The organism is Stutzerimonas urumqiensis (assembly GCF_003640395.1).
Lineage (GTDB): Bacteria > Pseudomonadota > Gammaproteobacteria > Pseudomonadales > Pseudomonadaceae > Stutzerimonas > Stutzerimonas urumqiensis.
Map to the genome: position 1 here is coordinate 192,706 of NZ_RBZQ01000006.1, position 17,328 is coordinate 210,033.

The window sequence follows — 17,328 nt, forward strand, 5'->3', positions numbered from 1 at the left end:
AGGAACGTATCTTCTTCGGCGCTAAGACAGCGAGGCCGGCATTGCGCCGGCCTCGTTCATTCCAGGGTGTTGCCTCGGCGAAAGCGCGTGATGCGCGGAAGGTCGCGCAGGTAACCGATCATGTCCGGTGCGCCGGCCAGCTTCAGCCCTTCGCCCAGTGCATCGGCGATGGGGTGACGCTTTTCCAGCAGCAACAGCTCGGAGTTGCCTTCGCTACGCAGCAGCGTCAGGCGCGCGTAGGGTGTGCGATCGTCCAGCAGCAGGCTCATGAACTGCCGGTCATTCCAGGCCGGCGCCGGCATCGCGAGCACATGGTAGGTCTGATCCAGCGTTTGCAAGCCGCCGAGATCGAGGCGGTAATCGGTGAGGCGCGCCGGTCGCATCAGCTCGAGCCCGCGCAGGCGGGCATAGGCGATCGCGCTGGCGAAGGCATCGACATGGTGGTCGCCCGCCCAGAACAGCCGCTCGCCCAGCCAGGTGGCCTGGCGCAGTTCGACGGGCGTTTCGCTGTCGATGACGGGCAGCGCGGTGCGCAGCGCACGCATGCAGTCCTTGAAGCTGATGATGCGCAGCCGGCGGCATTCGGGCGTGGCGGCGAAGGCTTCCAGCGTCAGCAACGGCGTGCCGGGAATGCCATGGCCGCCCACGCCATCGACGAGGCGCAGGTCGAATGCGGCGTGAAGCTCGGATTCGCGTGTCACCAGGCGCTGCAAGGCGGCGTGGGCGCGGTCCTTGTCATCCTTCACCGGCCCGGACAAGGCGCCGCGAGGCAGCTCGAGCAGGTATTGAAGCGGTGGACCGTCGTGCCAGAAGATGCTCGGCGAGGGTTCGGGAAGCGGCTGGAATGGCAAGCGCACGCGGCTCGCCTGTTCCAGCACCTGTCGCGCACGCGCGCCGCGGGCACTGAAGCCAAGGCGCGAAGCCAACTGGGAGAGACGGGAACTGAGGGATGGCATCTGCTCGGACAGGCTCGGCATCATGGGCGAGCTCCACGAATTCGTGAGGCAGTGTGGCAGAGCCGAAACGGCGTTGCATCCGTTTTGCACGACCGCTCGGCGACCGGCGTGGCGGGGCGCTGTGGCAGTATCGCTAGGTTCATCCTTGAGGAGCCTCCATGCAAAGCCTGGTACTTGACATTGCCTTGCCTGCAGAACGGCTGGTCGCCGTCTATCAGGGCCGCGCCAATCGGATCATGGCCACCAGCCGGGACGGGCGGCGCGTCAGTCTTCCGGTACACCATTTGCGCCCGTATCTGACTCGCGAAGGCATCCATGGTTCCTTTCGCCTCGAGTTTTCGGACTCAGGCGAGCTCAAAGCCCTGACGCGCCTGGCCTGAACGCCTGCACGGACGGGGCCGGGCGGCTATACTCCGCGCCTGACTTTTTTCCGATACAAGAGTGCGCATGTACAGCCTGGCCCGCGACCTGCTTTTCAAGTTGTCCCCGGAAACCTCGCATGATCTTTCGATCGACCTGATCGGTGCCGGCGGCCGGCTCGGCCTGAACGGCATGCTGTGCAAGACACCGAAACTGCCGGTCACGGCGATGGGAATCGAGTTCCCGAACCCCGTGGGATTGGCGGCCGGGCTCGACAAGAATGGCGCAGCGATCCAGGGCTTTTCGCAGCTCGGATTCGGCTTCGTCGAGATCGGCACCGTCACGCCGCGCCCGCAGCCGGGCAACCCCAAGCCGCGCATCTTTCGTCTGCCGGAAGGGCAAGCCATCATCAACCGCATGGGCTTCAACAATCAGGGGGTCGATGCGTTGCTCGCGCGCGTCGCGGCCGCGCGGTTCAAGGGTGTGCTCGGCATCAACATCGGCAAGAACTTCGATACGCCCGTCGAGCGTGCCGAGGACGATTACCTGCTATGCCTGGAGAAGGTCTACCCGCACGCCAGCTATGTCACGGTGAACGTCAGCTCGCCGAACACGCCGGGTCTGCGCAGCCTGCAGTTCGGCGATTCGCTCAAGCAACTGCTCGAGGCGCTGCGGTTGAAGCGCGAGGACCTGGACGTACGCTTCGGCAAGCGGGTGCCCGTGGCCATCAAGATCGCGCCGGACATGACCGACGAGGAAGTCGCCCTCGTCGCCGAGGCGGTGTTCCAGGCCGGCATGGACGGCATCATCGCGACCAACACCACGCTCGGGCGCGACGGGGTGGCGGGGCTGGCCCATGCGGATGAAGCGGGCGGTCTGTCGGGTGCGCCGGTTCGTGAAAAGAGCACCCATACGGTACGCGTGCTGGCGCAGGCACTCTCCGGTCGGTTGCCCATCATCGCGGCGGGAGGTGTCACCGAAGGCCGGCATGCGGCAGAGAAGATCGAGGCGGGCGCCACGCTGGTTCAGCTCTATACCGGCTTCATCTACAAGGGACCGGCGTTGATTCGTGAATCGGTGGATGCGATCGCGGCGTTGCCGCGTCGGTAGTCGTCCCGGCGGAAGGGCTCCTTGCGGAGCCCTGGGCCTTCAGGCCCGCCGCCCGGGTAGGGCGTGCCTTGTGAATTCGCTGTGATCCGAGATCAGCCTACGGCGTGAAGTTGATTCAAACGATGCAGACCGGCCGTGCCGACCAAGCCATCCCAATTGTCTCCCCGGCCTTCACGCCAGCCGTTGAGCCAGGCATGCCGGGTGTTGGGATGGGTAAAGGGACAAAGGTCGCGGGACTTGCCATGAACGCCGTGTTGATAACCGCGCTGAAATGCTCGTTCCATCGGATCACGCTTGAGTCTTCTCATTGGGTATTGCCCTCAGTGGTTGACTGGTGTTTCCGTGGGTCTGCTTGGAGACCGGGCAGACAGGCTGCCGACGGAATGCGCTGCCGGCGTGGCGCATTCCTCCCGACGGCATTGCGTCGTCGAGTCGAGTCCGTTCTAACCCATTCCAGCGGCCGGCTGGAATGATCGTTTTGTCATAAGCAGGTAACGATCCTGCCGCGTTACCCATAAGCAAGGTGTCCAGCTGCCGGCATTGCCTGTCGAGCGCTGAACCAAACGCACATTCCTGTTCCCTTCGCCTGAAATGGCCCGCTGGAAACCACATGACCGACCGCTACGAATTGATCCTGACCTGTCCCAAGAGCCTCGAAGGGTTGCTGCTCCAGGAGGCCGCCGACCTCGGACTCGAAGCGGCCCGGGAACAGGTGGCTGCGGTGGTCGGCCAGGCGACCCTGGAAACGGCCTATCGGCTGTGCTTGTGGTCGCGCCTGGCGAACCGTGTGCTGCTGTCGCTGGGACGCTTCGAGGTCGATAGCGCGCAGCAGCTCTACGAGGCGATCCATGGGATCGATTGGCATGAGCATTTGCTCCCTGAGGGCAGCCTCGCCGTCGAGTTCAGCGGTCGCGGGGCAGGCATCGACAACACGCATTTCGGCGCGCTGAAGGTCAAGGACGCCATTGTCGATCGGTTGCGCACGGCGTCCGGCCAGCGACCGAGCATCGACAAGATCGCGCCCGACTTGCGTGTTCATGTGCGGCTGGAGAGAGGGCAGGCGGTCGTTTCCATCGATCTGGCCGGGCAAAGCCTGCACCAGCGTGGCTATCGCCTACAGCAAGGTGCCGCGCCGCTGAAAGAGAACCTTGCGGCGGCGCTGCTGCTGCGGGCCGGCTGGCCGGCGCTGGCCGAGCAGGGACGCGCACTGGCCGATCCGATGTGCGGGGTCGGCACCTTTCTGATCGAAGCGGCGATGATGGCCGCCGATATCGCACCGAACCTGCGGCGCGAGCGCTGGGGATTCAGCGGTTGGCTGGGCCATGTGCCGGCGCTGTGGAGCCGCCTGCATGCGCAGGCGCAGGCCAGGGCGACCGCAGGGCTGGCCAAGCCGCCGTTGTGGATTCGAGGCTACGAGGCCGATCCGCGGTTGATCCAGCCTGCGCGCAACAACATCGAGCGCGCGGGTTTGTCCGCGTGGGTGAAGGTCTACCAGGGTGAGCTGGCCACGTTCGAGCCAGTGCCCGATCGCGGCCAGGCCGGTCTCGTCATCTGCAATCCACCCTATGGCGAGCGACTCGGCGACGAGGCCAGCCTGCTGTATCTCTATCAGCATCTGGGTGAGCGGCTGCGGGTGGCTTGCCTGGGCTGGGAGGCGGCGATCTTCACCGCTGCGCCGGAGCTCGGCAAGCGCATGGGATTGCGCAGCCACAAGCAATACGCCTTCTGGAACGGTGCGCTGCCGAGCAAGCTGCTGCTGATTCGCGTCGAGCCGACGCAATTCGTGATCGGCGCACGTGAGGCGGGCAAGGAAGCCCAGGGCCAGCAGGATCGGCCGGAAAGCGCGCCGGTGCGGTTGAGCGAAGGCGGGCAGATGTTCGCCAACCGGCTGAAGAAGAACCTTCGACAGTTCGCTAAATGGGCCCGTCGCGAAAGCATCGAATGCTACCGCCTGTATGACGCCGACATGCCCGAGTACGCCCTGGCGATCGACCTGTATGGCGATCGCGTCCATGTTCAGGAATACGCTCCTCCGCGCTCGATCGACGCCGACAAGGCGCAGGCCCGCCTGCTCGATGCCCTGGCGGCCATTCCCCAGGCGCTCGGGATCGACGCATCGCAGGTGGTGGTCAAGCGACGCGAACGCCAGAGCGGCACTCGGCAGTATGAGCGTCAGGGCTCGGAAGGTACGTTCCGCGAGGTCGAGGAAGGTGGTGTCAAGCTGCTGGTCAACCTGACCGACTATCTGGACACCGGACTGTTCCTGGATCACCGGCCGCTGCGGTTGCGCATCCAGCGCGAAGCGGCGGGCAAGCGGTTTCTCAATTTGTTCTGCTACACCGCGACGGCAACGGTGCATGCCGCCAAGGGTGGCGCACGCAGCACACTGAGCGTGGACCTCTCACGGACCTATCTGGACTGGGCGCGTCGTAACCTCGCGCTGAACGGCTTCTCCGAGAAGCATCGCCTGGAGCAGGGCGACGTCATGGAGTGGCTGGACGCGGACCGCGGCCAGTACGACCTGATCTTCATGGATCCACCCACCTTTTCCAATTCCAAGCGCATGGAAGGTGTGTTCGATGTGCAGCGGGATCAGGTCCGCCTGATCGACCTAGCGATGGCTCGGCTTGCGCCCGGCGGCACGCTGTACTTCTCCAACAACTTCCGTCGTTTCGCGCTCGAAGAAGGGCTCTGCCAGCGTTATCGGGTGGAGGAAATCAGCGATCAGACGATCGACGAGGATTTCAGGCGCAATCCGAAAATTCACCGCGCCTGGAAGATCCAGGCGCGGTGATCGGGTCAGCGTTGCGCGGTGGTGGTACCGGGGGTTTGTCCCGAGAGGCTGACGAGCACCTGGTCGAGGATCGACGAGGCGCCCCATGGGCGCGGGTCGTTGAGAATCGCGACCACTGCCCAGGTGTTGCCGTTGCCGTCGCGGCTGTAGCCGGCGATCGCCCGAACGGTATTGAGGGTGCCCGTCTTGATGTGTGCCTTGCCTGCCACGGGTGTATTGCGCAACCGCTTGCGCATGGTGCCGTCTATGGCGGCCAGCGGCAGCGATGAAATGAACTCGGCAGCGTAGGGGCTCTGCCAGGCTGCTTGCAGCAGGATGGCGAGTTCTCGCGCGCTGACGCGCTCGTCCCTCGACAGGCCGGAGCCGTTCTCGATCACCAGGTGGGGCGCCGTGATGCCTTTCTTGGCCAGCCACTGACGGATCACGCGCTGTGCCGCCTTGGAGTCGTCGCCATCGGCCTCGTTGCGGAATTCCGCGCCGAGGCTGAGGAACAACTGCCGTGCCATCGTGTTGTTACTGTACTTGTTGATGTCGCGGATGATTTCGACGAGGTCCGGCGAATAAGCGCGTGCCAGCAGCTGCGCGCCCTTCGGTACGTCGCCCATGCGGTCCGCGCCGCGGATGGTCCCGCCCAGCTCCTTCCACAGCGCGCGCACCGTGCCGGCGGCGTAGCTGGGGTGGTCGAGCATGGACAGGTATGTCTGGCCGCTACAGCCCTGGGCGAGCTTGCCGGTCACCACGACGGTCACGCCGCCGTCTGCGTTGGCGATAGGGTTGTAGCGTACATCGGGCCAGCCCGGGCACTTGGCGCGCGGCAGCGCCTGGACGCGGTTGTCGATGCGGATGGTGTCGATCGGCGGCTCGGCGACGATCGACACCTTGCCACCATCGTTGCGGGCAATGAAGCGAACGACCTTCAGGTTGACCAGGAGCGAATCCGGTCCGACCAGGAAGGGTTTGTTCTGATCGCCACCATCATCCTTGAACACGGGCAGATCCGGCTTGATGAAATGGCCCCGATCGAGCACCAGGTCGCCTGTCACTTCCCGAACACCGTTTGCCCGCAAGTCACGCAGCAACAGCCAGAGCTTCTCCATGTTCAGCTTCGGATCGCCGCCGCCCTTGAGATAGAGGTCGCCGTCCAGGACGCCATTCTTGACCGGGCCGTCCGCGTAGAACTCGGTGGTCCACTTGTGATCGGGGCCGAGAAGCTCGAGCGCGGCATAGGTGGTGACCAGCTTCATCGTCGAAGCCGGGTTCACCGATACATCCGCATTGACGAACGTAGGGGCGCCGCTGCCGTTGAGCGGCAGCATCGCGACCGACAGGGATTCGCTGGAAATCTTGTTGGCCTTCAGCGCTTGTTCGACGCGGCGCGGCAGCTCCTGATTGGCTGCCACGGCAGGGAGTGAAAGCGGGATGGACAAGGCAAGCATCGCCAGACCACGAAGCGCCGATGTCGCGGCGGAACGGCGAAAAGACAGAATTCGCTGCATGTTTCTGTGACCCACAGCTAGAGGGGAAAAATTGGCGCCATTATGCCCGACGCTCACGGCGATGTGCCGCTATCCGACAGGCGACGATACTTGCACGCTAGCAGAGGATCGCTCCTGCCGCTGCGGGTCGTGCCATGCCCCGGTTGCTGCTAGAGTGCCCGCCCATTTCGAAGAAAAAGGTGCCCGGCCGTGGCTATCCGTTCCCGACGTTTGCGCAAGAAGCTCTGTGTGGATGAATTTCAGGAGTTGGGCTGTGAGTTGCAGCTGAACTATCGCGAGGGGCTGGACGCCGAGGCGGTCCGGTCGTTCTTTCAATCGTTCCTGGACGAAGCGATCGAAGCCAACGGTCTGGGTTTCATCGGCGGTGAGGAATACGGCTTCATCTGCCTGGCTCGTCGGGGCTCGGTGACCGAGGAGCAGCGCCAAGCCGTACAAACCTGGCTGGAAGGGCGCCAGGAACTCGCGGGATTTACGCTGAGCCCGCTGATTGACGTCTGGTATCCGAATACTCCGGTTGGCGCGGCCGGCTGATCCGGATCAAGGAACACTGCCGCTCTTCTCTCGACGCTGGTTGCGTCTACCCAGCCAGCGTTGGATGAGATGCATGAACAAGGCCACCGACAGTGCCAGCAGGACCCCGGTCAACGCGTTGACCAGCCTGATCTGTGGAAGATTCCAGTCCTGCGCGAGCGTTTCGGCCAACAGCACGAAACAGAGCGTCGTCTGCAGGACGAACAGGCCGTAGTGATGCGCCTGAAAGGCGCGGGACAGCGTCACCAGCGGCAGCAGGATCATCACCATCAAGGCCGGCTCGGCGAGGCTATGTCCGAGGTAGATCAGGACGGCCGCGGCCAGAAAGATGGCGAGCCCGGCTTGTATCGCGCGGACGATGCTCTTGTTGAGATCGAGTTGCAGCGTCGTGAAGACCGCCAGGGTCAGCCAGTAGCCACGCGGCTGCTCGGTGAGATTCACGACCAGGCCGGCGAGCGCGGCAGCCGAAACATAGGTGATAGCCTGGACACGCCATTGGCGGATAGGCGTGCGCCGGGCATGCCGTCGCAGAACCTTGAGCAGTCCAAGCAGGCGCGGCATGTACGGCCACATCCGCAGGCCATGCATGCCGCGCAGACCGAACGCCAGCAGCGTGACCCAGAGACCGCCCAGCGCGAAAAGCACGGCAACCGCCTGCGCGTTGCCCAAGGTGCTCACGCCGACCTGCCCCTGTCCGAGGCACAGGCAGATCGCAAGCCCGATGCCGAGCTTGCCGGCTTCCTCGCCAAAGCGCTGGAGCCAGGCCAGCAACAGGGCATAAAAGGCGAACAGGCCTAGGCTTGCAAGTGGATGGTGCGCCGACCAGAAGCCGAGGCCTGCGCTGCAGGCGCCGAGGCCGATCAGCAACAGCATGCGCAGCATGCCGAGGCGATGCAGGGGATCGGCTTTCGCCGCCTGGAATGCGCCAACCGTCGCCCAGAGAAAACCGGGGTGGCCGCTGAACAAGCCGAGCAGCAACGGCAGGGCACAGCCAAAGCCGGTAACGGCAGCGGCACCCCATGCCGGGTGGCCTGGCTTCCAGCGAAGAATCTGCCGCAAGTACCGTCTCATCGCTAAACCGGACTGGAGCGGCCCGTCATCTCGCCAGCCATCTCCGTGGCGTAGCTGTCCGTCATGCCGGCGATGAAGTCGATCACGCGTAGGAAGGACTGATACAGCGGCCACTCTGGACGCGGCGCGTTATTGCCGAGCAGGTCCATGATGCGGCGGTTCTTGAACGACAGATCGCCGCCATGGTGCTGTTCCAATGCCGCGCCGCAGAACGCGTTGAGCAGGATTTCGAGCGTGGTGTAGGCGCCGATCTCATGCAGCGTCTTGCGCTTGTCCTGAAAGATCTTCTGGCGGGCCAGCGCCTTGGCTTGCAGGACGCACGTCTTGGCCGGGCCGTGCATGTGCTCGACCAGATCGCCCGCCAGGGTGCCGTTCAGCAGCGCCTGTTGCTGATCGACGAAGGCGCGTGCGGCGGCGTTGGTCAGATGCTCGATCGCCTTGCCGCGAAGAATCGCCAGCTTGCGCCGGCGAGAATCCTGCGGGCCCAGCTGACGATAGGTCTGCGGCAGGTCATCGCCGACGAGGCCCAGCAACAGCGCCTCGACTTCGGCATAGTCCAGCAACTCCATTTCCAGGCCGTCTTCCAGATCGATCAGGCCATAGCAGATGTCGTCGGCTGCCTCCATCAGGTAAACGAGCGGATGGCGGGCCCAGCGCTGGTCTTCGATCTGTGGCAGGCCCAGCTTGGATGCGATCTGCTCGAGCAGCGGCAGCTCGTTCTGGTAGCAACCGAACTTGTGCTTCTTGTAGCCCAGCGCTTCGGCGTGGCGGGAGGTCCACGGATATTTCAGGTAGGTACCGAGCGTGGCGTAGGTGAGTCGCGTGCCGCCGTCGAACTGGTGATATTCGAGCTGCGTGAGTACGCGGAATCCTTGCGCATTGCCTTCGAAACTGAGGAAGTCATGGCGCTCCGCCTCGCTCATCCGATCCAGCCAGCCGCGATCCGCAGCCTGCCGGAACCAGTGACGAATCGCGTCTTCACCGGAATGACCGAAGGGAGGATTGCCGATGTCGTGTGCCAGGCAGGCTGACTGGACGATCATCCCGAGGTCCGCAGGGCTGCACCAGGCGGGCAGCGCATCGCGTAACACTTCGCCAACCCGCATGCCGAGCGAGCGGCCGACGCAGCTCACCTCCAGCGAATGGGTCAGGCGCGTATGGATATGGTCGTTGCTCGAAACGGGGTGAACCTGCGTCTTGCGACCGAGCCGGCGGAACGCACCGGAAAAGATGATCCGATCATGATCCTTGTGGAAAGGGCTTCGGCCTAATTCGTCGTCGCTCTGCACCGCCTTACCCAGGCGCTCGCGTGTCAGTAGTGTTTCCCACTCCAAAGGGCGATCTCCGTCATCAAAACGCCGTCCATAGTCACGCGTGCTGCCACGGCCAGGCCGGCACGCGCCGAGATTAACACTGGATGACGAAGCTGCTCAGTGCCGCTGAAGCCGTTGCTTGCCTTTGATCAAGGGGTAGACGGCGAGCGCGATCCTTGCCAGCCGCCCGACCTTGCCCAAACGCTTGCCGAAGAGCGCAAGCACCACGGTGGTGGCGAGCATGAGCGGGCGCTTGTTCGAAGCCGAGGCCGTCGCCCGATGCGCCAGCATTCCCTTGAATTGCTGAACCGGGTTGGAGAGCGGCTGGGCGTTGTACAGCAGCTGCTGGCGGTGCATCTCCATGCGCAGGCGTACCAGGTCCTTGCGCATGCTCAGCTCCGTCGCATTACTGAGGGGAAGACTCATGGCAGCAACCTCTCTCGGTTTCGGGCCAGCTCTTCGAGGGTGGCCCTGAAGGGATCGGCACATTCGCGTGCGAGGTTGACGGCACGTAGCACGCATACCGCCAGCGCGATGGCGTACACCAGGCACAGCACGAGGATCGCTGCGATGCGATGCGTTTCCCAGAAGGCGATGACTACAGCGGCCGACAATCCGACAAGTATGAGCAGCGCCAGAATGAGGCTGATGCCGGCCAGCAGGAACAGGCGGAACGTACGAATCTTCTCTTCCTTGAACTCGATACCGATCAGTTCAAGGTGACCTTGCAGCAATCCCACGAAGGCGCCGCCCAGCTTTTTCAACGATGGCTTGGGTGCGTCATCGCCCGGTTGAGTCGCATCCATCGTCCGGTCCTTGTCAGCGGCGCGCGCTTATCAGTCCAAGCAAGAAGCCAACGCCCGCGGCAATGCCGAGCGACTGCCAAGGATGGGTATGTACGTATTCCTCAGTGCATTGGATGGCGGCCTGGCCTTGTGTATTCAGCTGGCCCTGGCGCTCTTTCATCATGCCCTGGGCACGGCTGATGTTGGCGCTGATGCGGGTGCGCAGTTCCTGAGCCTGGGTGCCGGCGGTGTCCTGGGTGTGCTTGAGCAAACGTTCAGTGTCGGCGATCAGTGTCTGGAATTCTTCAATCAATGCATTTTGCGCCGTCCGAAGATTGCGCTTGTGGGCTTCGGTATCGAACAGCGCCCCGTGCGACTGGGAGGCTTGGCTGGTCGTGCCCGTTTCGTCGTCGGTAAGTGGAGTGGTCGGTTCTAGCGCCATCGTGCAGTTCCTTTTTCGAAGAGATGCCTGGGTGGGCTTTCGATGCCACTGCTTTCGAGCATGGACCGCAAGCAAGGTTCCCTCCGGACGACCGCCCAAAAAGAAACCCGCCAATTGGCGGGTTTCCTTACTGCGCGTTGCTATTTACAGCAGCGGCAGGGTGTAGCTGACGATCAGGCGGTTCTGGTCGATTTCGCGATCAGCGCCAGCGGCGGTTTCACCGCGGTAGCTACCGTTACGCCATTTGATGCCCAGGTTCTTCAGCGGACCACCCTGAATCACATAAGCGATATCCGTGTCGCGTTCCCACTCTTCGCCGTTGCCGTTGGCACCGAAATCTTCGCCTTTGACGTAGCGAGTCATGAAGGTGAGGCCCGGAATGCCCATGGCTGCAAAGTTGTAGTCGTAACGAGCCTGCCAGGACTTTTCGTCCGCATCGGCGAAGGCCGGATCGATCATCACATAGTTGACCAAGAATGCATCGGTACCAGTGATGTACGGATAAGCAGTGTCTCCGCTCATGTCCTGATAGCCAAGGCCAAAGGAGTGGCCGCTGAGGCTATAGGTAAACATCGCTCCGATCGCCTTGTTATCGACGTTGGCGTTGCCATCTTCAGTAGAGCGGGCATAGCGCAAATCGGTCTTCAGGGATTGACCTTCGCTGATCGGCAATACATGCAGCAGGTTGACGATGTGCTGCTTGTAGTTCTCGTCCAGGTGACCGTAGTTGTAGGAGGTAGTAAGACCGCTATCGCCCCACTTGTAGCTGGCGCTGGCGAAATCGAACTTGTCGGTTGCCTTGCCGCCCGACACGTTGGTGGCGGTAAGGTCTTCGTAACCGGCTTCGCTACGGAGGCTGTTTTCGGTCAGTCGGCCCAAATCAACAGTCAGGTTCTTGATTTCGCCTGAATTGATGTGTGCGCCACGGAACGTCTGCGGCAGGATGCGCGAGTCGGTTGGAAGCACGGTCGGCAGCTTAGGAATCAAGGTGCCTACTTTCAGCGTCGACTTGGAAATGCGTGCCTTGAAAGTCGGGCCGAACGCACTCATGTCGTCATCGGTCCGGCCATCGGAGCCGACCGGCAGCATGCCAGAACCCGTGCGATCCGGGCTCGAATCCAGCTTGACGCCTAGCAGGCCGATAGCGTCCAGACCGAATCCAACGGTGCCTTCGGTAAAACCAGACTCATAGCGCAGGATGAACCCCTGTGCCCACTCTTCCGACTTGGAATCTTCAGAGGCCAGGCCGGATTGACGGTTATCTGCGTTGAAGTAGAAGTTACGCATTTCCAAGCTGGCTTTGCTGTCTTTCAAGAACTCAGCCTGAGCCATCGATGGAATTGCCAGACTTGCTCCCAGAGTGGCGAGGGCAACGCCACGGGCGATTGGGGTTTTGAGCATTTCTTATATTCTCCTGATATGGGTGATGCTCTGTGTCGCTAGGTGCGGCGCTGTGAATAAAGCATGACGGAATTACAGCGACAGTTAGACTTTAGTCAGCCTGCCTTATCCGTCAAAGTACTCATTGGCACTTGCCTATATCACGGTTGGCTTTCTTGCCGCACGCTTCCCGCTGAGCCGATTGACCGGGTTACCGATGCATCGGCACTAAGCCTTTCATTGTATGAAGTGCTCCCTCAGGCAGCCGTCGAGCCTGCCGGAGGTGGCGACATCCTAGCGTCACATTTCACCGGCGTCGAATGGTTATCCTGCATGGGCTATAGCGTGCGGCACTGTTCACAACTCTTTGCCGAATTCCGGTCATCAAACGACTGTCAGGGGCGGGTGCTAGACTTGCCGGCGATGATGGAGAGAGAACAGTGAACCTACCTGATTGCCAGTTGTTTGGAACCCTTGGTTGCCACTTGTGCGAACAGGCCGAACTGCTGCTGATGCCGCTCGTCGAGCACGGATTGATGGTCGAACTGATCGAGATATCGGATCGGGACGAGTGGTTGGAAGATTATGGGGTGCGTATTCCCGTATTGCGGCGTGCCGACAATGGGGCCGAACTCGATTGGCCGTTCAACACCGAGCAAGTCGTCCGTTTTCTTTTGCCGGCCGATTGCTGAAACCCTGTCTACGCCAGTGCTTGCAAGACGGCCATGCTGAGTGACCCGAGGGTAATGATCAGCGACAACAGGGCGGCCGAGCCCATTGCCAATCCGTGCGGTAGCGTTGGCGCCGTAATGGAGAACTTGTAGAAGCCCAGTGTGACCGCGGCAAGAATGCCAGTGAGCAGTAGCCAGGACATGTGCGTATCGTTCGACGAAAGCGGGGTGCGCATATGATGGCACTGTGCTTCCATCGTGACTAGCTATGGCCGTTCGGCCAACTGAAACGAAAAAACCCCACCGAAGTGGGGTTTTTCATGTACGACCGGACAGCTTCGTACGCGGGAATTGGTCGGAGCGACTGGATTCGAACCAGCGACCTTCTCGTCCCGAACGAGACGCGCTACCAAGCTGCGCTACGCTCCGAGGGCTGGCGCGCATTGTACATAAATTGTTTTGATGCACAAGCGCTTAGCGGGGCTTTCGACAAAGCCGGCCCAGCCGATCCGTATGAGGTCTTCAGAGCTCCTCGATGGTGCGTACCTGATCCTTGTTGACCCGGCCGGGATTGCCGTCCAGTTGCTCGAACTCGTAGAAGCCTTCGTCTTCTTCGTATTCGGGTTCGTCGAGCGTCTGGATCTGCCGACCGTCATTGAGGGTGATTACGCTCGGGCTCGAGCAGGCGGTAAGTGCGGCAAGCGCGATAACCGCGAGGAGGGCATTGAGAGGGCGGCAAATCATGGCGGATTCCTCATATGTCTGGGATTGCATCGCTGTGATGGGTGCGAAAGACGTTAGTTCCCGCTTCGCGTTTGGAGTTCGGCGAGCGTATTGAGGTTGGCCAGGCGCTCGTCATGTGGGGCCAGCTCAAGGAGAGAGGGCGAGTTCGTCAGCAGTATGCGAAGCAGGCTCCGTTCGCCGTTGGCCCAGGCCTGTTCGATCGTCGGAGCGAGCAAGACTGGCAGCACGCTAAACAAGGGTTCGAACTGCCCGCCACGCTTGCACAGAACAGGACGGGACGGATCGACCTTCGCCAGTTCGATGAGCTGGCGCACGAGCACCGAGTCGATGCGAGGACAGTCGCACGGCAGAATCAGCAGCGAAGCATGCCGGGCTACGGCCAGACCCGCCCGTATACCGGCGAGCGGGCCGGCAAACCCTGGTCCGGCATCCATGACGAGCCGATCCGCGTACGTTCGGTAGATTGTCGCGTTGCGGTTGCAGGAAATGATCAGGTCATCGGTGAGTCCACGTATAGCGTCGTGAACCCAGGAAACCATGGGTTTGCCACGCCATTGCACCAGTCCCTTGTCTGCTCCACCCATGCGAGAACCTTGGCCGCCAGCGAGGATCAGGATCGAGCAAGAGGGTGCGTCAGTCACGTCAGGGCTCCGCCGAAAAGCCTGTGATATAACACCCCGAACTTCGACTTCTCAACGGAAAGGCCCCATGAGTCATCTGGCTTCGCAGGATTTCGTAGCGCTCAATATCGCCGTCCTGACGGTGAGTGACACCCGTACGTTCGAAACCGACACCTCGGGACAACTGTTCGTCGACTCGCTCACCGAGGCCGGTCATCGCCTCGCTGCACGGGTGCTGCTGAAGGATGACCTGTACCGGATACGCGCACAGGTCGCCAGCTGGATTGCCGAGGATGATATACAGGTGGTGCTCATTACCGGCGGAACGGGCTTCACCGGGCGTGACAGCACGCCCGAAGCGGTTGCCTGCCTGCTGGATAAGCAGGTCGATGGCTTCGGCGAGCTGTTCCGCCAGCTTTCGGAGCGGGAGATCGGCACCTCGACGATCCAGTCGCGCGCGCTGGCCGGCTTGGCGAACGGAACCCTGGTCTGCTGTCTCCCCGGCTCGACCGGTGCATGCCGGACTGCCTGGAACGGCATTCTTCGCGAACAGCTCGACGCGCGGCATCGGCCCTGCAATTTCGTCGCGCACTTGAAGAAAGCCCTGCCATGCGAGACGCGCGGATGAGTTGCTGCGCCGGGGACGGCTTGATCAGCGTCGAACAAGCACTCGAGCGGTTGCTGGGCCAGGCGCAACCCCTACAGGAAGTCGAGCGCGTCCCGCTGGCGTCGGCTCGAGGCCGAGTGCTCGCCAAGCCGCTGGTGACCGAGATCGATCTGCCGCCGTGGCCGAACAGCGCGATGGATGGGTACGCCATTCGGTACGCGGAAGCCGGCGTACCGTTGCCTGTGAGCCAGAAGGTCTTCGCCGGCACCGCTCCCGAGCCGCTGCAGCCGGGAACCTGCGCGAGGATTTTTACCGGCGCCCCTGTTCCGGCGGGTGCCGACGCGGTCGAAATGCAGGAAAACACCGAGTTGCTCGACGAGCAGCGGGTGCGATTCCTACAGCCGATCAAACCCGGCCAGCACATTCGTCCGCAGGGAGGGGAGGCCCGGTGCGGAGATGTGATGCTGCCGGCGGGCACGGTGATCGGGCCTTTCGAACTTGGCCTGGCGGCGTCCATCGGCGCGGACAGTCTGGAGGTCATCCGGCGGCCTCGCGTCGCGTTGCTGTCGACAGGCGATGAACTGATCGAGCCCGGCCATGCGCTCGGCGCGGGGCAGATTTACAACAGCAACCGCTACCTGCTCGCGGCCTGGCTCGAGCGGCTCGGTTGCGAGGTGATCGATGCCGGCGTCCTGTGCGATGACCTCGAAGCGGTCAAGCAGCGCCTTGGTTCGCTGGCCGGAGCCGACCTGATCCTCTCGACGGGCGGTGTATCGGTCGGAGAGGCGGACTTCCTGGGCCAAGCACTGCGCGCGGCCGGCGACATAGCCTTCTGGAAGCTCGCCATCAAACCGGGCAAGCCCCTCACGTTCGGACACTACGAGGGGACGCCCGTCATTGGCTTGCCCGGCAATCCCGCTTCGACGCTCGTCACCTTCGGCATGCTGGCCCGCCCGTATCTGCTGCGCCGGATGGGCGTCGCGCAGGTGGCGCCGCTAGGCTTCGAGGTGCCGATCGGCTTCGATTGGCCCAAGCCAGGTACGCGGCGTGAGTATCTCCGGGCGCGGCTGGAAGGCGGCGTTGCGGTGCTCTATGCAAATCAGAGCTCATCGGTCTTGCGGGGCGCTGCCTGGGCGCACGGGCTGGTCGAGATACGCGAGGGAAGCACCTTGCGCGAGCGCGACACCGCCACCTTCATTCCGTTTTCGGAACTGCTTGGCTGACAGGCGCTGACGGTGGCGACCAGGCATGCGATGCCTGCGTCGCCGCCGCACCAACCCCTTTTCCGATTGTCTACTGCTCCTGTTCGGGCCGGCTGCCGGCGGTTCGAGTGCCTTACTACACAAGGAGACAGTGATGCAGGAGAGAAATGTCTGGGTCGATTACGCCAAAGCCATCGGCATCATCCTGGTGGTGTACGGGCATGTGGCCAGGGGCGTATTCAATGCCGGCCTGCCGATGGACGAAGGCAGCTATCGGTTGGTCGATAGCATCATCTACAGCTTCCACATGCCCTTGTTCTTCTTCCTCTCCGGGTTGTTTTTCTACGACTCGCTGATGAAGCGTGGACGTACCGGTCTGGTCGTCAACAAGGTCGACACCATCGTTTACCCCTTCATTGTCTGGTCGCTCTTGCAGGGGCTGCTGGAAGTCGTCCTGTCGAACTACACCAATGGCCAGGTCACGCTGACCGAGGTGCTGTCGCTGTTATGGATGCCCAGAGCGCAGTTCTGGTTTCTGTATGCGCTGTTCTTCATTTTCGTGGTGTGCACGTTCATTTATGCCATGTTCGATCGGCGCGCCTTCCCTGTGTTGTTCATTGCCTTTGCCATGCTCTACGTGTTCAAGGAGCCGTTGAGCATCGATACCATCACGCGCTTCGTATTTGGCAACGCCGTGTTCTTTGCGCTAGGCGTGTGGTTCAACGAGATCAAGGGCTTTTTCGCCGAACGTTGCGTGGCGCTCAGTGCGCTCTTCGGTGTGCTGTTTCTGGCCGGTCAGTATGTGTTTCATGTCACCTTCGGCCTGAACTACGAGGTGGGCGGCGTGCCGGTGCTGGCGCTGGCGACGGTCTCGATATTGTTCGTCGTGTCCGTTTCGATGTGGGCGGGACGATCGCCGAATCGCTTCATGATGTACGTCGGTGCTTCGTCGATGACGATCTACCTGATGCACATCCTCGCCGGAAGCGGAGCCCGGGTGATCCTCAGCTCGTTTCTCGGCATCGACTCCGTTGTGCTTCACCTGATCGTCGGGACCGTGATCGGCCTTGCTGGTCCGCTTGTCGCCCAGGTCATCATCGAGCGCTACAAGCTGTATTTCCTGCTGACCCCTCCGAAGCCGTTGTCGGCGACGCGACTGCGCGTGCGCAAGGCGATGGCCTGACGTAAGACACGCAGAAGGCGCCAGGATCGCTGACGCCTTCTTGCTTTCCTTCTTGTGTCTTCA

General features: G+C 62.3%; 20 protein-coding genes and 1 tRNA gene. 8 read left to right on the plus strand and 13 right to left on the minus strand.

Annotated features, from left to right (window positions below; all coding sequences use genetic code 11):
• Window positions 1-56: 56 nt before the first annotated feature.
• Window positions 57-977, minus strand: coding sequence for a DUF6685 family protein (locus D7325_RS13515; RefSeq protein WP_120996634.1), 921 nt, complete (start codon window positions 975-977; stop codon window positions 57-59).
• Window positions 978-1,114: 137 nt separating this feature from the next.
• Here D7325_RS13515 and D7325_RS13520 point away from each other — a divergent pair, with 137 nt between their 5' ends.
• Both D7325_RS13520 and D7325_RS13525 read left to right on the plus strand, forming a co-directional pair.
• Window positions 1,115-1,336 (plus strand): DUF2835 domain-containing protein, encoded by a 222-nt coding sequence (locus D7325_RS13520; protein ID WP_120996432.1) that lies wholly within the window; start codon window positions 1,115-1,117, stop codon window positions 1,334-1,336.
• 67 nt (window positions 1,337-1,403) lie between these two features.
• On the plus strand, window positions 1,404-2,426 hold the full coding sequence (locus D7325_RS13525; RefSeq protein ID WP_120996434.1) for a quinone-dependent dihydroorotate dehydrogenase: 1,023 nt from the start codon (window positions 1,404-1,406) through the stop codon (window positions 2,424-2,426).
• A 92-nt stretch (window positions 2,427-2,518) separates the two neighbouring features.
• On the opposite strand, the gene rmf is transcribed toward D7325_RS13525, so the two are convergent.
• The gene (rmf, locus tag D7325_RS13530; RefSeq protein WP_120996436.1) at window positions 2,519-2,734 is read right to left on the minus strand and encodes a ribosome modulation factor; all 216 of its coding nucleotides are present in this window, start codon (window positions 2,732-2,734) and stop codon (window positions 2,519-2,521) included.
• Between the two features lie 302 nt (window positions 2,735-3,036).
• Here rmf and rlmKL point away from each other — a divergent pair, with 302 nt between their 5' ends.
• The gene (gene rlmKL, locus D7325_RS13535) at window positions 3,037-5,220 is read left to right on the plus strand and encodes a bifunctional 23S rRNA (guanine(2069)-N(7))-methyltransferase RlmK/23S rRNA (guanine(2445)-N(2))-methyltransferase RlmL (protein ID WP_120996438.1); all 2,184 of its coding nucleotides are present in this window, start codon (window positions 3,037-3,039) and stop codon (window positions 5,218-5,220) included.
• Window positions 5,221-5,225: 5 nt separating this feature from the next.
• Here the strand turns inward: rlmKL and dacB are convergent, their stop codons facing one another.
• Window positions 5,226-6,656, minus strand: a complete 1,431-nt coding sequence (dacB, locus tag D7325_RS13540) for a D-alanyl-D-alanine carboxypeptidase/D-alanyl-D-alanine endopeptidase (RefSeq protein WP_245962081.1) — start codon at window positions 6,654-6,656, stop codon at window positions 5,226-5,228.
• 249 nt (window positions 6,657-6,905) lie between these two features.
• Here dacB and D7325_RS13545 point away from each other — a divergent pair, with 249 nt between their 5' ends.
• Window positions 6,906-7,247: a YggL 50S ribosome-binding family protein gene (locus tag D7325_RS13545; RefSeq protein ID WP_120996442.1), complete on the plus strand. Its 342-nt coding sequence runs from the start codon at window positions 6,906-6,908 to the stop codon at window positions 7,245-7,247.
• 6 nt (window positions 7,248-7,253) lie between these two features.
• Here the strand turns inward: D7325_RS13545 and D7325_RS13550 are convergent, their stop codons facing one another.
• The 6 genes from D7325_RS13550 to D7325_RS13575 all read right to left on the minus strand — a co-directional run bounded on the left by D7325_RS13550 (window position 7,254) and on the right by D7325_RS13575 (window position 12,259).
• On the minus strand, window positions 7,254-8,318 hold the full coding sequence (locus D7325_RS13550; protein WP_120996444.1) for an FUSC family protein: 1,065 nt from the start codon (window positions 8,316-8,318) through the stop codon (window positions 7,254-7,256).
• Between the two features lie 2 nt (window positions 8,319-8,320).
• Window positions 8,321-9,652, minus strand: a complete 1,332-nt coding sequence (locus D7325_RS13555) for a deoxyguanosinetriphosphate triphosphohydrolase (protein WP_120996446.1) — start codon at window positions 9,650-9,652, stop codon at window positions 8,321-8,323.
• Window positions 9,653-9,748: 96 nt separating this feature from the next.
• The gene (locus D7325_RS13560) at window positions 9,749-10,057 is read right to left on the minus strand and encodes a hypothetical protein (RefSeq protein ID WP_120996448.1); all 309 of its coding nucleotides are present in this window, start codon (window positions 10,055-10,057) and stop codon (window positions 9,749-9,751) included.
• Window positions 10,054-10,437: a phage holin family protein gene (locus D7325_RS13565; protein ID WP_120996450.1), complete on the minus strand. Its 384-nt coding sequence runs from the start codon at window positions 10,435-10,437 to the stop codon at window positions 10,054-10,056. Before D7325_RS13565 ends, D7325_RS13560 begins: the two co-directional genes overlap by 4 nt.
• Window positions 10,438-10,450: 13 nt before the next feature.
• Entirely contained in the window at window positions 10,451-10,858 is a 408-nt protein-coding gene (locus D7325_RS13570; protein WP_120996452.1) for an ElaB/YgaM/YqjD family protein, read from the minus strand.
• A 144-nt stretch (window positions 10,859-11,002) separates the two neighbouring features.
• Entirely contained in the window at window positions 11,003-12,259 is a 1,257-nt protein-coding gene (locus D7325_RS13575) for an OprD family porin (protein ID WP_120996453.1), read from the minus strand.
• Between the two features lie 419 nt (window positions 12,260-12,678).
• Between D7325_RS13575 and D7325_RS13580 the strand changes: the two genes are divergently transcribed.
• Window positions 12,679-12,930 carry a glutaredoxin family protein gene (locus D7325_RS13580; protein ID WP_120996455.1) on the plus strand — a complete coding sequence of 84 codons (252 nt, stop codon included), beginning with the start codon at window positions 12,679-12,681 and terminating at the stop codon, window positions 12,928-12,930.
• Between the two features lie 8 nt (window positions 12,931-12,938).
• On the opposite strand, the gene D7325_RS19110 is transcribed toward D7325_RS13580, so the two are convergent.
• The 4 genes from D7325_RS19110 to mobA all read right to left on the minus strand — a co-directional run bounded on the left by D7325_RS19110 (window position 12,939) and on the right by mobA (window position 14,294).
• Window positions 12,939-13,112, minus strand: coding sequence for a hypothetical protein (locus D7325_RS19110; RefSeq protein ID WP_162988053.1), 174 nt, complete (start codon window positions 13,110-13,112; stop codon window positions 12,939-12,941).
• Window positions 13,113-13,261: 149 nt separating this feature from the next.
• Window positions 13,262-13,338, minus strand: a tRNA-Pro gene (locus D7325_RS13585).
• 93 nt (window positions 13,339-13,431) lie between these two features.
• Entirely contained in the window at window positions 13,432-13,653 is a 222-nt protein-coding gene (locus tag D7325_RS13590; protein ID WP_120996457.1) for a YgdI/YgdR family lipoprotein, read from the minus strand.
• A gap of 53 nt (window positions 13,654-13,706) precedes the next feature.
• Entirely contained in the window at window positions 13,707-14,294 is a 588-nt protein-coding gene (gene mobA / locus D7325_RS13595; RefSeq protein ID WP_120996459.1) for a molybdenum cofactor guanylyltransferase MobA, read from the minus strand.
• A 67-nt stretch (window positions 14,295-14,361) separates the two neighbouring features.
• On the opposite strand from mobA, the gene moaB reads away from it, so the two are divergent.
• The 3 genes from moaB to D7325_RS13610 all read left to right on the plus strand — a co-directional run bounded on the left by moaB (window position 14,362) and on the right by D7325_RS13610 (window position 17,265).
• Entirely contained in the window at window positions 14,362-14,901 is a 540-nt protein-coding gene (gene moaB / locus D7325_RS13600; protein WP_120996461.1) for a molybdenum cofactor biosynthesis protein B, read from the plus strand.
• Window positions 14,898-16,103: a molybdopterin molybdotransferase MoeA gene (locus tag D7325_RS13605; protein ID WP_120996636.1), complete on the plus strand. Its 1,206-nt coding sequence runs from the start codon at window positions 14,898-14,900 to the stop codon at window positions 16,101-16,103. Before moaB ends, D7325_RS13605 begins: the two co-directional genes overlap by 4 nt.
• Before the next feature lie 133 nt (window positions 16,104-16,236).
• A complete protein-coding gene (locus D7325_RS13610) occupies window positions 16,237-17,265 on the plus strand; it encodes an acyltransferase family protein (RefSeq protein ID WP_120996463.1) in 1,029 nt (342 codons plus the stop codon).
• Window positions 17,266-17,328: the final 63 nt, after the last annotated feature.

Bases quoted from the DNA above. Each gene is read 5' to 3' on its own strand.
- D7325_RS13515 (WP_120996634.1), bottom strand. From the start codon at position 977: ATGCCGAGCCTGTCCGAGCAGATGCCATCCCTCAGTTCCCGTCTCTCC.
- D7325_RS13520 (WP_120996432.1), top strand. From the start codon at position 1,115: ATGCAAAGCCTGGTACTTGACATTGCCTTGCCTGCAGAACGGCTGGTC.
- D7325_RS13525 (WP_120996434.1), top strand. From the start codon at position 1,404: ATGTACAGCCTGGCCCGCGACCTGCTTTTCAAGTTGTCCCCGGAAACC.
- rmf (WP_120996436.1), bottom strand. From the start codon at position 2,734: ATGAGAAGACTCAAGCGTGATCCGATGGAACGAGCATTTCAGCGCGGT.
- rlmKL (WP_120996438.1), top strand. From the start codon at position 3,037: ATGACCGACCGCTACGAATTGATCCTGACCTGTCCCAAGAGCCTCGAA.
- dacB (WP_245962081.1), bottom strand. From the start codon at position 6,656: ATGCTTGCCTTGTCCATCCCGCTTTCACTCCCTGCCGTGGCAGCCAAT.
- D7325_RS13550 (WP_120996444.1), bottom strand. From the start codon at position 8,318: ATGAGACGGTACTTGCGGCAGATTCTTCGCTGGAAGCCAGGCCACCCG.
- D7325_RS13560 (WP_120996448.1), bottom strand. From the start codon at position 10,057: ATGAGTCTTCCCCTCAGTAATGCGACGGAGCTGAGCATGCGCAAGGAC.
- D7325_RS13565 (WP_120996450.1), bottom strand. From the start codon at position 10,437: ATGGATGCGACTCAACCGGGCGATGACGCACCCAAGCCATCGTTGAAA.
- D7325_RS13570 (WP_120996452.1), bottom strand. From the start codon at position 10,858: ATGGCGCTAGAACCGACCACTCCACTTACCGACGACGAAACGGGCACG.
- D7325_RS13575 (WP_120996453.1), bottom strand. From the start codon at position 12,259: ATGCTCAAAACCCCAATCGCCCGTGGCGTTGCCCTCGCCACTCTGGGA.
- D7325_RS19110 (WP_162988053.1), bottom strand. From the start codon at position 13,112: ATGTCCTGGCTACTGCTCACTGGCATTCTTGCCGCGGTCACACTGGGC.
- D7325_RS13590 (WP_120996457.1), bottom strand. From the start codon at position 13,653: ATGATTTGCCGCCCTCTCAATGCCCTCCTCGCGGTTATCGCGCTTGCC.
- moaB (WP_120996461.1), top strand. From the start codon at position 14,362: ATGAGTCATCTGGCTTCGCAGGATTTCGTAGCGCTCAATATCGCCGTC.
- D7325_RS13605 (WP_120996636.1), top strand. From the start codon at position 14,898: ATGAGTTGCTGCGCCGGGGACGGCTTGATCAGCGTCGAACAAGCACTC.
- D7325_RS13610 (WP_120996463.1), top strand. From the start codon at position 16,237: ATGCAGGAGAGAAATGTCTGGGTCGATTACGCCAAAGCCATCGGCATC.